This window comes from Kitasatospora sp. NPDC088160, assembly GCF_044741445.1.
Classification (GTDB): Bacteria; Actinomycetota; Actinomycetes; order Streptomycetales; family Streptomycetaceae; genus Kitasatospora.
In genome coordinates this window covers 117,726-130,935 of record NZ_JBIUSS010000004.1, presented here as the reverse complement: position 1 = coordinate 130,935, position 13,210 = coordinate 117,726, and the positions used below count along the sequence as shown (strand labels likewise).

Below are 13,210 nucleotides of genomic sequence, written 5' to 3'. Positions count from 1 at the left end.
TCCCGCCCGCCGGGGCGGCGGGGGCGCGCCCTACGCCCAGGGCATCGGCGGGGCCGTGCGGGGCGGGGCCGCGGCGAGCGCGGCGAGGGCGATCCGGACGCCCTCGGCCAGCTGCGGGTCCTCGCCGGCGGCCCACTGGTGCGGGGCCATCGGCACCTCGACGTCCGGGTCGACGCCGTGGTTCTCCACGCCCCAGCCGTAGTTCTCCAGCCAGTACGCGTACTTGGGCTGGGTGACCAGGGTGCCGTCGACCAGGTGGTAGCGGCTGTCGATGCCGATCACCCCGCCCCAGGTGCGGGTGCCGACCACCGGGCCGATGCCGAGCGTCTGGATGACGGCGTTGACGACGTCGCCGTCCGAGCCGGAGAACTCGTTGGCGAGCGCGACGACCGGCCCGCGCGGGGCGTCGAGGGGGTAGGGCACCGGGTGGTCGGTGTCCCGGATGGCGTTCCAGCCGACGATCCGGCGGGCGAGCTTCTCGATCACCAGCTGCGAGGTGTGGCCGCCGCGGTTCTCCCGGACGTCGACGATCACGCCGTCCCTGGCCAGTTCCACGGCCAGGTCGCGGTGGATCTGGGCCCAGCCGGCCGACTGCATGTCGGGGATGTGCAGGTAGCCGAGCCGGCCGCCGGACAGCTCGCGCACCGCGGCCCGCCGCCCGGCCACCCAGTCGTGGTAGCGCAGCGGCTCCTCGTCGGCGATCGGGACGACCACCGGGTGGCGCCGGTCGGTGCCGTCCTTGCCGGCCACGGTCAGCTCGACCGGCTGCCCGGCGGTGCCGGCCAGCAGCGGGGCCGGGCCGGTGACCGGGTCCACCGGGCGGCCGTTGACGGCGAGGACCGCGTCGCCCGGGCGGATCGCGGCGCCGGGCGCGGCCAGCGGCGAGCGGGCCCGGGGGTCGGAGGACTCGCCGGGCAGGATGCGGGCGATCCGCCACCGGTCGCCGTCCTTGGCGAGGTCCGCGCCGAGCAGGCCCTGGCGCCGGGCCGGCTCGGTGTACCGGCCGTACGGGATGACGTAGGCGTGCGAGGTGCCGAGCTCGCCGTGCACCTCCCAGAGCAGGTCGACCAGGTCGTCGTGCGAGCCGAGGCGTTCCACGAGCGGCCGGTAGCGGTCCAGCACGCCGGCCCAGTCGACGCCGCCGAGGTCGGGGCGCCAGAAGTTGTCGCGCATCAGGCGGCCGTTCTCGGCGTACATCTGCCGCCACTCGGCGGCCGGGTCGACGGTGACCCGCAGCCGGGCCAGGTCGACGCCCACCTCGTCGTCCTCACCACCCGCCTTGTGCTCGGCCGGGACGATCCGCAGCTCGCCCCCGTCCAGCACGGCCACCCGGGTGCCGTCCCCGCTGACCGCGAAGCCGTCCACGCCGTGCACCAGTTGCTCGACGCGGCGCTTCTTCAGGTCGAAGCGCTCCAGCACCGGCCGGGGCCGCTCGTCCTCGGGCGAGGCCGCCTCGTCGCCGAGTTCGCCGAGCAGCGGGGCGCGGGTCCACAGCACGCCGTCCTTGGCCGCCCTGAGCGCGTCGAACCGGCCGCCCTCGACCGGGAACGGGACGATCCGGTCCGCAATGCCGTCCAGGTCGACCCTGGTCACCGGCGCGGCGTCGCCGGCGGCCTCCTCGCCGTCCGCCCTCCTGCCGCGCAGCTCGTCCTCCTCCCCGCCGAGCGGGCGCCCGGCCCGCTGCGGCCCGAACGGGGACGGCGTGTCGGCGGCCAGCGTGATCAGGTACGGGCGGCAGCCGTTGGGGAACGACAGGTCGAAGACGTGCGAGTCGTAGACCGGGTCGAGGTTGCGCACCGACAGGAACGCCAGGTAGCGGCCGTCCGCGGTGAAGGCCGGCGAGGTGTCGATGAAGCGCTCCTGGGTGACCTCGCCGACCGTCCGGGCCACCAGGTCGGCCAGCACGATCTGGCGCAGCGAGTACGGGCCCAGCCGGTGCACCGGCCGCGACCAGGCCAGCCAGGCCGAGTCCGGGCTGAAGGCCAGCCCACTGACCTCGCCGTCGGCGCTGCGGTCCAGCTCGTGCACGGTGCCGTCGGCGAGCGCGACCAGCAGGACCCGGCCGTCGTGCACGCCGAGCGCGGCCTGCTTGCCGTCCGGGGACACCGCCAGGGAGTTGACCCGGCCGATCCGCCCGGCGGCCAGCCGGCGGCGCTCGGCGCCCTGCGCGTCGGGGGCGAACTCCAGGGCGTCCTCGCCCTCGGCGTCGGACACCCACAGCACGCCCTGGGCGCCGTCCTCGCCCGGCACCACCCGGGCCAGCCGCCCGCGCACCCCCGGGGTCTCGTCCAGCACCCGGGCCGGGCCCTCGCGGTGGGTCAGCCAGTGCACGTCGCCGCGCACCACCACGGCGCCGGCCCGGCCGGTGCGGTCGGGGGCGGCGGACTCCAGCCAGTGCGCGGCGTGCACCGGGCGGGGGCGACGGCCGCTGCGCGGGCCGGCCAGCCGGATGTCGAGGCGGCGGGGCGCGGCTCCCGCCAGGTCGTCCAGCAGCCAGACGTCGCCGGCCCGGTGGAACACCGTCCGGGTGCCGTCGGTGCCGGCGTTGCGGGCGTAGAAGCCGTCCGGGTCGGTGGTGTGGCGGCGCAGGTCGGAGCCGTCCGGGAGGCTGGAGTAGAGCTCGCCGACGCCCTCGTGGTCGGAGAGGAAGGCGATCCGGTCCCCCACCCACAGCGGCGAGTCGAGCTGGCCGTCCAACTCCTCGTGGACGCGGACGAATGCGTCCCGCCCGATCCACAACTTGCCCGCCCGGCCGCCCCGGTAGCGCTTCCACCAGGCCGGCTCGCGGTTGTTGACGGTGCCCAGCAGCACGCGGTCGCCGCCCGGCTCGAAGGCGAGCCCGCCGACCGGCCCGTACGGCAGCCGCACCGACTCGCCGCCGTCCAGCGGCACGGCGTGCGCCCAGCTGCGGCGCAGGGTCGCCTCGCCGGCGGTGGTGAGGGCGATCGGGCGCCCGTCGGCCGTCCAGCCCCGCACCTCGGTCTGCTCGCTGCCCCAGTGGGTGAGCCGCCGGGACGGCCCGCCGTCCACCGGCACCACGTGCACCTCGGGCGCGCCGTCCCGGGTGGAGGTGAAGGCGATGTGCCGCCCGTCGGGGGCGAACCGGGGGTGCCGGACGGGCACGTGATCGGCCGTCAGCCGCCAGGCCCGGCCACCGTCCAGCGGGGCCAGCCAGACGTCGTCCTCGGCGACGAAGGTGACCAGGTCATCGTGCAGATGGGGGTGGCGCAGGTAGGCGCCCGCAGAGGTGCTCAGGGGTTCCGTCACGCGGTCAGCGTAGGCACGCGCGCGCGCGGCGCGGGCCGGTTCGGGCAGACTCCGACCGCACGGGCGCCGGCTACGACCAGCGGCCGGTGCGCCCCAGCAGCAGGGCGCCGGCGGCCACCCCGGCGGTGGAGGTGCGCAGCACCGAGGGGCCCAGCCGGTACGGCCCGGCGCCCGCCTCGGCGAACGCGGCCAGCTCCTCCGGGGAGACCCCGCCCTCCGGGCCGACCACCAGCACCACGTCCCCGGCCGCGGGCAGCGCGGCCAGCGCCAGCGGCTCGGCGCCCTCCTCGTGCAGCACGGCGGCGAACGCGGCCCCGGCCAGCAGCGGCGCCAGCTGCCGGGTGGTCGCCGGCTCGCGCACCTCGGGGAAGCGCAGCCGGCGGGACTGCTTGCCGGCCTCCCGGGCGGTGGCCCGCCACTTGGCGAGTGCCTTGGCGCCCCGGTCGCCCTTCCACTGCGTGATGCAGCGCGAGGCGGCCCACGGGACGATCACGTCCACGCCGACCTCGGTCATGGTCTCCACCGCGAGCTCGCCGCGGTCGCCCTTGGGCAGCGCCTGGACGACGACGATCCGCGGCGCCGGCTCGGGCTCCCGGCGGACGGCGGCCACCGTGACGTCGATCGCGTCCTTGCCGAGCACCGCGGCGACCGTCCCGTCCACCCCGAGGCCCAGCCCGTCGGCGAGGGTCACCGCCTCGCCCGCCGCCAGCCGCCTCACCGCGGCCGCGTGCCGCCCCTCCGGCCCGTCGAGGCGCACCACGGAGCCGGGCGCGGCGGCGGCGATCCGCTCGGTCTCGACGACGAAGACGGGGGCGGTCATGCGGGGAACCTCCGGGGGGTGGGGCGGATCGGGAACGCGAAAGGGGCGCCGGGCAGAACCCGGCACCCCCGCGCGAACGGCCAGGGCCCAGTAGCGGCCCCGGCCTAGGGCCTAGCGGCCGTTGAACGCGTCCTTGAGGCGCGAGAACAGGCCCTGCTGGCCCGGCGCGAACTGGCCGGACGGCCGCTCCTCGCCGCGCAGCACCGCGAGCCGGCGCAGCAGCTCCTCCTGCTCGGGGTCGAGCTTGGTGGGCGTCTGCACCTCGACATGCACTATCAGGTCGCCCCGGCCGCCGCCGCGCAGGTGCGTGATGCCGCGGCCGTGCAGCGGGATCGACTGGCCGGACTGGGTGCCGGGCCGGATGTCGACCTCCTCCAGCCCGTCCAGGGTCTGCAGCGGCACCTGGGTGCCGAGGGACGCGGCCGTCATCGGGATGGTGACGGTGCAGTGCAGGTCGTCCCCGCGCCGCTGGAAGACGGTGTGGGTGGTCTCGGCGATCTCGACGTACAGGTCGCCGGCCGGGCCGCCGCCGGGGCCGACCTCGCCCTCGCCGGCCAGCTGGATCCGGGTGCCGTTGTCGACACCGGCCGGGATCTTGACGGTCAGGGTGCGCCGGGCGCGGACCCTGCCGTCGCCGGCGCACTCCGGGCACGGGGTCGGCACGACGGTGCCGAAGCCCTGGCACTGCGGGCAGGGACGGGAGGTCATGACCTGGCCCAGGAACGACCGGGTGACCTGGGAGACCTCGCCCCTGCCGCGACACATGTCGCAGGTCTGCGCGGAGGTGCCGGGGGCCGCGCCCTCGCCGCTGCACGTGGTGCAGGTGACGGCGGTGTCGACCTGGAGTTCCTTGGTGGTGCCGAAGGCGGCCTCCTCCAGGGTGATCTCCAGCCGGATCATGGCGTCCTGGCCGCGGCGGGTGCGCGAGCGCGGGCCGCGCTGGCCGGCCGCGGCGCCGAAGAAGGCGTCCATGATGTCGGAGAAGCCGAAGCCGGCCGCCCCCGCGCCGAAGCCGCCCGCGCCCCCGCCGCCCGGCGAGAGCGGGTCACCTCCGAGGTCGTAGACCTGGCGCTTCTGCGGGTCGGAGAGCACCTCGTAAGCGGCGTTGATCTCCTTGAACCGCTCCTGCGTCTTCGGGTCCGGGTTGACGTCCGGGTGCAGTTCGCGTGCCAGGCGCCGGAAGGCCTTCTTGATCTCGTCCTGCCCCGCATCCCGTCGGACGCCGAGTACCGCGTAGTAGTCCGTGGCCACCAAATGCTCCGCTTGTTCCGCCTGTAGTAGTGCTGCGACTGGACACCGCCGTCAGAGGTTCCGACGGCGGCCTGTGCTACGACTCGGCCAGGATCTGGCCCACGTACCGCGCCACCGCACGCACCGCCCCCATTGTGCCCGGATAGTCCATCCGGGTCGGACCGATCACACCCAGTTTGGCCACGCTCTCGTCGCCCGAACCGTAGCCGACCGACACCACCGAGGTGGAATTCAGCCCCTCGTAGGCGATCTCCCGCCCGATCCGGACCGTCATCGCGGCGTCCGCCGTCTCACCCAGGAGGCGGAGCAGGACGACCTGCTCCTCCAGGGCTTCCAGCACCGGCTGGATGGTCAGGGGGAAGTCGTGCCCGAAGCGGGTCAGGTTGGCCGTGCCGGCCAGCATGATCCGCTCCTCGTTCTGCTCGGCGAGCGCTTCGAACAGCGTCGCCAGGACCGTGCTGACGGTCGGGCGGTCCGGCGGCTCGAAACCCGCCGGGAGCTCCTCCAGGAACCCCGGCACGTCCGGCAGCCGCTGGCCGACGGCCCGCGCGTTGATCCGGGCCCGCAGGTCCGCCAGGACCGTCTCGCCGACCGGGCCCGGGCAGTCGACCATCCGCTGCTCGACCCGGCCGGTGTTGGTGATCAGGACCAGCATCACCTTGGTCGGGGCCAGCGCCACCAGCTCGATGTGCCGGACGGTGGACCGCGACAGCGAGGGGTACTGCACCACCGCGACCTGCCGGGTGAGCTGGGCGAGCAGCCGCACCGTCCGCATGACCACGTCGTCCAGGTCGACGGCGCCGTCCAGGAAGTGCCGGATCGCCCGGCGCTCGGGGGCGCTCATCGGCTTGACCTCGGCGAGCTTGTCGACGAACAGGCGGTACCCCTTGTCGGTGGGGATGCGCCCGGCGCTGGTGTGCGGCTGGTGGATGTAGCCCTCCTCCTCCAGCGCCGCCATGTCGTTGCGGACGGTCGCCGGGGAGACTCCGAGGTTGTGCCGCTCCACCAGGGCCTTGGAGCCGACCGGCTCCTCGGTGCCCACGTAGTCCTGGACGATCGCGCGGAGCACGGCGAGCTTGCGGTCGTCCAGCTGGCGAACCTCACCGGCCATGGGGCACACACCTCCGTCTTCGCACGTTGTCCGTTCGTGTCACGCATGCTGCTGCCCGCTCCGGGAGGATCCCGGCTCCGGCACCCGCTTTGGCACTCTGAACCTGCGAGTGCCAAAACCGTACCTGCCAGTGTAAGGCCCGGGCCCAACGGCAGGAACGGCCCGGCCGGAGTGATCCTGCCCGCAGTTCCCGGCGCGGGGGTGGTGCCGCGGGGCCGTCCGGGTGGCAGCATCGAAGACGACGGCGAATGGAGGAGCAAGCAATGTCGAGCTCGGGCCAGCACACCCGTTTCGCGCCCGACCGCGGTCTGACCGGCCGCATGGTCGTGACGATGTTCGTGATCGGGCTGCTGTACGTCGGTTTCACCGGTCTGCTGATCGTGCTGCTGCGCGGCGCCTGGCCACTGATCGTCCTGATCTCCGGCGGGCTGTTCGTGGCCCAGTTCTGGTTCAGCGACAAGATCACCGAACGGGCGATGGGCGCCCACCAGGTGACCCCTGAGCAGTACCCGCAACTGCACGGCACCATCGACCGGCTCTGCGCGCTGGCCGACATGCCCAAACCCCGGGTGGCGGTCGCCGACAACGACATGCCGAACGCCTTCGCCACCGGCCGCAACCCGCAGAACGCCGTGGTGTGCGTCACCACCGGCCTGCTGCGACGGCTGGAGCCCGAGGAACTGGAGGGCGTCCTCGCCCACGAGCTGTCCCACGTCGCCCACCGGGACGTCGCGGTGATGACCATCGCCGGCTTCCTCGGCGTCCTCGCCGGGGCCATGACCCGGATCGCCATGTACGGCGGGTTCATGGGCGGCAACCGCAACAACAACGACCAGAACGCGGCCATCGTCGCCCTGATCATCCCGCTGGTGTCGATGGTCGTCTACGCCATCAGCTTCCTGCTCACCCGGCTCCTGTCCCGCTACCGGGAACTCGCCGCCGACCGCGCCGCCGCCCAGCTCACCGGCCGGCCCAGCGCCCTCGCCTCCGCGCTCACCAAGGTCACCGGCCAGATCGCCGCCATCCCCAGCAAGGACCTGCGCCAGGCGCAGCCCTACAACGCCTTCTACTTCGCCCCCGCGCTGAGCGCCCGGGAGACCGCCTCGCAGCTGTTCTCCACCCACCCGACGCTGGAGAAGCGCCTGGAGCAGCTGGCGAAGATCTCCGAGCAGCTCGGCCGCTGAGGCCCTGCCGCCCTCCCGACTCCCTCCTCCGAAAGGACCGCCGTGGGAATCCTGGACACCCTGTTCGGGCGCACCAAGCCCGTCAAGCCCGACCTCGACCAGCTGTTCGGCGTCCCGTCCGCCGCCCTCACCCTGGAGGCCGGGGCCGGGTTCACCCCCACCGGGCTCGGTTCGGTCTGCTTCGCCGCCGTCGAGGGCGCGGCCTTCGGCCAGGTCGAACAGCAGGTGCGGGCGCTGCTCGACGCCGACACCGAGCGCGGCGGCGTCCCGGTGGAGGCCTCCAAGGACGGCTACGGCTACTCCTGGCTGCTCGCCCGGCACACCCCCGAGGAACTGCCGGACCTGGTCAACGACCTGCACGCGGTCAACAGCGAGCTGGAGGCGAACGGCTTCGGACCGCAGCTGCTCTGCTCGCTGGTCGGCTTCCGCAACCCGGACGGGCAGTCGCTGGCCCTGGTCTACCTCTACAAGCGCGGCACCTTCTACCCCTTCGCCCCGATGCCCGGCGGCGGGGAGCGGCGCAACAGCCCGCTGGAGCTCCAGGTCAACGCGATGCTCGGGAACGACCTGCGGCTGGAGAAGGACCTCAGCCGCTGGTTCCCGGTCTGGGGCGCGCCGGGCCTCTGACGGTCCGTCCGTATAGTCGCTTTCATGCGCAGCCGCCAGTACGGACCCGACCTGACCCCGCCGTGGAAGAAGCAGCAACCCGCCCCGGAGGTGACCGCCGAACGGGACCTGGTGGTGGAGGAGGCCGCCACCGGCTTCTGCGGCGCGGTGGTGCGCTGCGAGAAGACCGCCGAGGGCTTCACCGTCACCCTGGAGGACCGCTTCGGCAAGCTCCGGGTGTTCCCGCTGGTGCCGCGCGGCTTCCTGCTGGAGGGCCGGACGGTCACCCTGGTGCGCCCGGCCGGCCCCGCCCCCTCCCGTACGCCGGGCCGCACCGCCTCCGGCTCGGTCGCCGTCCCCGGCGCCCGGGCCCGGGTCGCCCGCGAGTCGCGGATCTACGTCGAGGGCCGGCACGACGCCGAACTGGTCGAGCGGGTCTGGGGCGACGACCTGCGGATCGAGGGCGTGGTCGTCGAGTACCTGGAGGGCGTGGACGACCTGCCCGCGATCGTCGCCGACTTCGCCCCCGGCCCGGGCCGGCGCCTCGGCGTCCTGGTCGACCACCTGCTCCCCGGCACCAAGGAGCAGCGCATCGCCGCCCAGGTCACCGGCGACGCCGTCCTGGTCGTCGGCCACCCCTACATCGACATCTGGCAGGCCGTGAAGCCCGCCTCCGTCGGCATCGCCGGCTGGCCCGCCGTCCCGCGCGGCGAGGAGTGGAAGGAGGGCGTCTGCCGCCGCCTCGGCTGGCCGGTGAACACCCCCGCCGCCTGGAAGCGGATCCTCTCCACGGTGGACAGCTACAAGGACCTGGAGCCGGAACTGCTGGGCAAGGTCGAGGAGTTGATCGACTTCGTGACGGTTCCGGAGTGAGGCCGATCAGACGTACTGCTGAAAGTCCGTGGTGTCCAGATCGATCTCAAGCAGGCTGACGGGGACGGGCTCGCCGAACTTGCTGGTCCGCTCGGACATGTACCTCGGGAGGCCGGACCCGGGATCCCTACCCAACTCGGTCAGCAGCACGCAGACCCCCTTGATCGGGTCCACGATCAGGTACGCGGGGACGGAGCCCTCGGCGTAGAGCTCCCGCTTGGTCCGGTAATCACGATCGACACTGGTCTTCGACACCACCTCGACCACCAGGGTGACGGCGGGCGACGGCAGCAGTCGTCCGTGCTCCTGGACCGCCCCGCGTTCGAAGACGACCAGGTCGGGCTGGGGTTCGCTCGCCTGGCCGGGGATCCCCAGGTCCTGGGTCGTGAGTGGACGCCACCGACCGTACGGAAGCTGGTGCTGAATCGCCAGGACGATGAGATTGTGGACCATGTCAGGCCCCGCCATCATCACGATTTCCCCCCTGATGAGTTCGGCCTTGATGCCCTCCGGCACCTCCAGGTTCTCGAAGATCCCGGTCATCCGATCATCGATGGCGGTCATCGCACGCTCCCTCCGACGGCTGACACCCACGTTAACGAATGTCAGTCCACCAGGTCACGTACGACCGCGTCGGCGAGCAGCCGGCCCTGGAGGGTGAGGACGGCGCGGCCCTGGGCGTACGGCTCGGCGGCGAGGAGGCCGTCGGCGAGGTGGCGGGCGGCGGCGTGGCGGCCGGTGTCGGTGAGGAGGGTGAGCGGGATGCCCTCGGCGAGGCGCAGTTCCAGCAGGATGCGCTCGACCCGGCGGTCCTCCTCGGCGAGCACCTCGCGGCCCAGGGCCGGGGTGCGGCCCTCGGCGAGGGCCTGGGCGTAGGCGGCGGGGTGCTTGGCGTTCCACCAGCGGACGCCGCCGACGTGGCTGTGCGCGCCCGGGCCTGCGCCCCACCAGTCGGCGCCGGTCCAGTACAGCTCGTTGTGGCGGCAGCGGCCCTCCGGGGTGGTGGCCCAGTTGGAGACCTCGTACCAGGTGTAGCCGGCGGCGCTGAGGGCCTGTTCGGCGATGAGGTAGCGGTCGGCGTGCACGTCGTCGTCGATCATCGGCAGTTCGCCGCGCTTGACCCGGGCGGCGAGCTTGGTGCCGTCCTCGACGATCAGGGAGTACGCCGAGACGTGGTCGGGCCCGGCGCCGATGGCGGCGTCCAGGGAGGCGCGCCAGTCGTCGTCGGACTCGCCGGGGGTGCCGTAGATGAGGTCCAGGTTGACGTGGTCGAAGCCGGCGGCGCGGGCCTCGGCGACGCAGGCCTCGGGGCGGCCCGGGGTGTGGTGGCGGTCGAGCAGCTTCAGGACGTGCGGGCGGGCGCTCTGCATGCCGAAGGAGACCCGGTTGTAGCCGCCCTCGCGCAGTTCGGCCAGGTAGGCCGGGTCGACGGACTCCGGGTTGGCCTCGGTGGTGACCTCGGCGCCCTCGGCGAGCCCGAACTCCTCGCGCAGCGCGGCGAGCATCTTCACCAGGTCGCGAGCGGGCAGCAGGGTGGGGGTGCCGCCGCCGAGGAAGACGGTCTGGACCGGCAGGTCGACCTGGCCGAGGACCTGGCGGGCCAGCCGGATCTCGGCGACCACGTTGTCCGCGTAGGTCTCCTGGGAGGCGACGGCCCCGGAGGAGCGCAGCTCGGTGGCGGTGTAGGTGTTGAAGTCGCAGTAGCCGCAGCGGCTGGCGCAGTAGGGCACGTGCAGGTAGAAGCCGAACGGCCGCTGCCCGAGACCGGTGCGGGCGGATGCGGGCAGGGAACCGTCGGACGGCACCGGTTCACCGTCGGGGAGTGCGGAGGGCATGACCCCATTGTCCCGTACGGCTCACCCGAACCGGTGAGCCGTACGGGGTCGGGGCCGATCAGGCCTCGTTGGCGCCCGCGTACATCGCGGTGACGGCGTCCGCGTAGGTCCGCTCGACCACCGGGCGCTTGATCTTCAGGCTCGGGGTGAGCTCGCCGTGCTCGATGTCGAGGTCGCGTGGCAGCAGGTGGAACTTCTTGATCGTCTGCCAGCGCTGGAGGTCGGCGTTGAGCCGCTTGACGAAGCCCTCGATCAGCTGGTGCACCTGCGGGTCGGCGACCACCTCGGCGTAGGACTTGTCCTTCAGCCCGTGCGCGGCGGCCCACGGCATGATGACCGCCTCGTCCAGGCCGATCAGCGCGGTGCAGAAGTTGCGGCCGTTGCCGATCACGAGGATGTTGCTGACGAACGGGCAGACCGCCTTGAACCTGCCCTCGACCTCGCTGGGCGCGACGTACTTGCCGCCGGAGGTCTTGAACAGGTCCTTCTTGCGGTCGGTGATCCGCAGGAAGCCGTCGGGGCCGAGCTCGCCGATGTCCTCGGTGTGGAACCAGCCGTCGGCCTCCAGCACCTCGGCGGTCTTCTCGGGCAGGTCGTGGTAGCCGCGCATGACGCCGGGGCCGCGCAGCAGGATCTCGCCGTCCTCGGCGATCCGGACCTCGGTGCCGGGCAGCGGGCGGCCCACGGTGCCGATCCGGACGTCCTCCTCACGGTTGACGCAGGAGCCGGCACTGGTCTCGCTGAGGCCGTAGCCCTCCAGGATCGGCACGCCGGCGCCGAGGAAGAAGTAGCCGATCTCGGGCGCGAGCGCGGCGCTGCCGGAGACGGCGCCGCGCAGCCGGCCGCCGAAGGCCGCGCGGATCTTGGCGTAGACCAGCTTGTCGGCCAGGCCGTGCTGGAGCCTGAGGCCCAGCGGGGCGGTGCCGGCGCCGGTGGCGATCCGGCTCTCCTGGACGGCGCGGGCGTGCTCGCGGGCGACCTTGGCGGCCCACCGGAAGATCTTGTACTTGGCGCCGCCCTCGGCCCGGGCCCGGCCGGCGATGCCGTTGTAGACCTTCTCGAAGATGCGCGGCGCCGAGGCCATCACGGTCGGCCGGATGACCGGCAGGTTGTGGATGATCCGGTCGACCCGGCCGTCCACGGCCATCACGTGGCCGGTGGCGATCTGGCCGGAGATCAGCGTCTTGCCGAACACGTGCGACAGCGGCAGCCACATGAACTGGACGTCGTCGGAGCGCAGCAGTCCGCTGGCCTCCTGGGCCCGGGCCTCGTACGCCCAGCAGTCGTGCACCAGGCGCACGCCCTTGGGGCGGCCGGTGGTGCCGGAGGTGTAGATGAGGGTGGCCAGCTGTTCCTTGTCGAGCGCGGCGACGGCCTTCTCGACCGCGTCCGGGTGCTGCTCCAGGTACTCGGCGCCGCGCTGCTCCAGCTCGGCGAGGGTGAGCACCGTGAGGGCGTTCAGGCCGTCGGCCCCGGGGGTACTGGCCTGTGGGGCGTCGGTCTCGGGGGCGTCGGCCTCGGGGGCGTCGAAGAGGATGACGGTCCGCAGCTCGGGCAGCTGTCCGAGCTGGCCGACGGCCTTGGCGAGTTGGGCGGAGTTCTCCGCGAACAGCGCCCTGGAACCGGAGTTGGAGAGGATGAACGCGGTCTCATCGGCGTTGGTACTGGGATAGACGGTCGTCGTGGCGGCACCCGCGCACATGTTCCCGAGGTCGGCGATGATCCATTCGAGCCGGGTGGAGGAGGCGAGGGCCACCCGGTCCTCCGGCTGGATGCCGAGCGCCATCAGGCCGGCGGCCACCGCCTTGACCCGGGCCGCGGTCTGCGCCCAGGTGAGCGAGCGCCACTGCTCGGCGCCGGGGGCGCTGTCCGCGGCGTGCTCGTCGACCGGGGCCGGGTAGCGGTAGGCCTCGGCGTTCGGGGTGGCGGCGACCCGCTCCAGGAAGAGGTGGGCGACGGAGGCGGGACGCCCGGCGACCAAGTCGGCACTGCCGGAGTCGATCAGGGACTGCGCGGAACTCAACGAGGACCTCCGGGGGCGGGTGGCCGTCTGAGGGATGGTCTCGGCGCCCGTGGGGGGCGGCCGCCGGGCCCCCGGTCAACCCGGGCGATACCGGCGAGTAACAAGGGGGCAATCAGCAGCCTAGGGGGAAACCGGTCATTCCGTAAGAGGGCGGGGCCCGGCCGGCACACCGCCGCGCCGCCGGTGCCCGACGACGACTCCGCCCGCGCCCCGGTGAACCCGTGCAATCGGGCCCGCCGT

At 73.4% G+C, this 13,210-nt stretch carries 10 protein-coding genes; 3 read left to right on the top strand and 7 right to left on the bottom strand.

Annotation, left to right across the window (positions count from 1 at the left end):
- Nucleotides 1-30: 30 nt before the first annotated feature.
- The 4 genes from ACIOGZ_RS07375 to hrcA form a co-directional block, all read right to left on the bottom strand.
- Nucleotides 31-3,267: a PDZ domain-containing protein gene (locus ACIOGZ_RS07375; RefSeq protein ID WP_400985157.1), complete on the bottom strand. Its 3,237-nt coding sequence runs from the start codon at nucleotides 3,265-3,267 to the stop codon at nucleotides 31-33.
- A 70-nt stretch (nucleotides 3,268-3,337) separates the two neighbouring features.
- A complete protein-coding gene (locus tag ACIOGZ_RS07370) occupies nucleotides 3,338-4,087 on the bottom strand; it encodes a 16S rRNA (uracil(1498)-N(3))-methyltransferase (protein WP_363588252.1) in 750 nt (249 codons plus the stop codon).
- 111 nt (nucleotides 4,088-4,198) lie between these two features.
- Nucleotides 4,199-5,338 (bottom strand): molecular chaperone DnaJ, encoded by a 1,140-nt coding sequence (dnaJ, locus tag ACIOGZ_RS07365; protein WP_350878218.1) that lies wholly within the window; start codon nucleotides 5,336-5,338, stop codon nucleotides 4,199-4,201.
- Between the two features lie 76 nt (nucleotides 5,339-5,414).
- Nucleotides 5,415-6,449 carry a heat-inducible transcriptional repressor HrcA gene (hrcA, locus tag ACIOGZ_RS07360; RefSeq protein ID WP_063347523.1) on the bottom strand — a complete coding sequence of 345 codons (1,035 nt, stop codon included), beginning with the start codon at nucleotides 6,447-6,449 and terminating at the stop codon, nucleotides 5,415-5,417.
- 263 nt (nucleotides 6,450-6,712) lie between these two features.
- Here hrcA and htpX point away from each other — a divergent pair, with 263 nt between their 5' ends.
- From htpX to ACIOGZ_RS07345, 3 genes are read left to right on the top strand one after another with little or no spacing between them, the layout of a single operon-like run.
- Nucleotides 6,713-7,633 carry a zinc metalloprotease HtpX gene (htpX, locus tag ACIOGZ_RS07355; protein WP_363588254.1) on the top strand — a complete coding sequence of 307 codons (921 nt, stop codon included), beginning with the start codon at nucleotides 6,713-6,715 and terminating at the stop codon, nucleotides 7,631-7,633.
- A gap of 42 nt (nucleotides 7,634-7,675) precedes the next feature.
- Nucleotides 7,676-8,260, top strand: coding sequence for a hypothetical protein (locus ACIOGZ_RS07350; RefSeq protein WP_363588256.1), 585 nt, complete (start codon nucleotides 7,676-7,678; stop codon nucleotides 8,258-8,260).
- 24 nt (nucleotides 8,261-8,284) lie between these two features.
- Nucleotides 8,285-9,112, top strand: a complete 828-nt coding sequence (locus ACIOGZ_RS07345; protein ID WP_363629209.1) for a DUF3097 domain-containing protein — start codon at nucleotides 8,285-8,287, stop codon at nucleotides 9,110-9,112.
- 6 nt (nucleotides 9,113-9,118) lie between these two features.
- Here ACIOGZ_RS07345 and ACIOGZ_RS07340 read toward each other — a convergent pair whose 3' ends face one another.
- The 3 genes from ACIOGZ_RS07340 to ACIOGZ_RS07330 are packed head-to-tail and all read right to left on the bottom strand — an operon-like array spanning nucleotide 9,119 to nucleotide 12,970.
- Nucleotides 9,119-9,676, bottom strand: coding sequence for a Uma2 family endonuclease (locus ACIOGZ_RS07340; RefSeq protein WP_363588260.1), 558 nt, complete (start codon nucleotides 9,674-9,676; stop codon nucleotides 9,119-9,121).
- Nucleotides 9,677-9,717: 41 nt separating this feature from the next.
- Nucleotides 9,718-10,947 (bottom strand): radical SAM family heme chaperone HemW, encoded by a 1,230-nt coding sequence (hemW, locus tag ACIOGZ_RS07335; protein ID WP_363588262.1) that lies wholly within the window; start codon nucleotides 10,945-10,947, stop codon nucleotides 9,718-9,720.
- A 58-nt stretch (nucleotides 10,948-11,005) separates the two neighbouring features.
- Entirely contained in the window at nucleotides 11,006-12,970 is a 1,965-nt protein-coding gene (locus ACIOGZ_RS07330) for an AMP-dependent synthetase/ligase (RefSeq protein ID WP_400805382.1), read from the bottom strand.
- Nucleotides 12,971-13,210 lie beyond the last annotated feature (240 nt).

What these genes read in the sequence shown, in the direction of transcription:
- ACIOGZ_RS07370 (WP_363588252.1), bottom strand. Translation starts at nt 4,087, where the DNA reads ATGACCGCCCCCGTCTTCGTCGTCGAGACCGAGCGGATCGCCGCCGCC.
- hrcA (WP_063347523.1), bottom strand. Translation starts at nt 6,449, where the DNA reads ATGGCCGGTGAGGTTCGCCAGCTGGACGACCGCAAGCTCGCCGTGCTC.
- htpX (WP_363588254.1), top strand. Translation starts at nt 6,713, where the DNA reads ATGTCGAGCTCGGGCCAGCACACCCGTTTCGCGCCCGACCGCGGTCTG.
- ACIOGZ_RS07345 (WP_363629209.1), top strand. Translation starts at nt 8,285, where the DNA reads ATGCGCAGCCGCCAGTACGGACCCGACCTGACCCCGCCGTGGAAGAAG.
- ACIOGZ_RS07340 (WP_363588260.1), bottom strand. Translation starts at nt 9,676, where the DNA reads ATGACCGCCATCGATGATCGGATGACCGGGATCTTCGAGAACCTGGAG.
- hemW (WP_363588262.1), bottom strand. Translation starts at nt 10,947, where the DNA reads ATGCCCTCCGCACTCCCCGACGGTGAACCGGTGCCGTCCGACGGTTCC.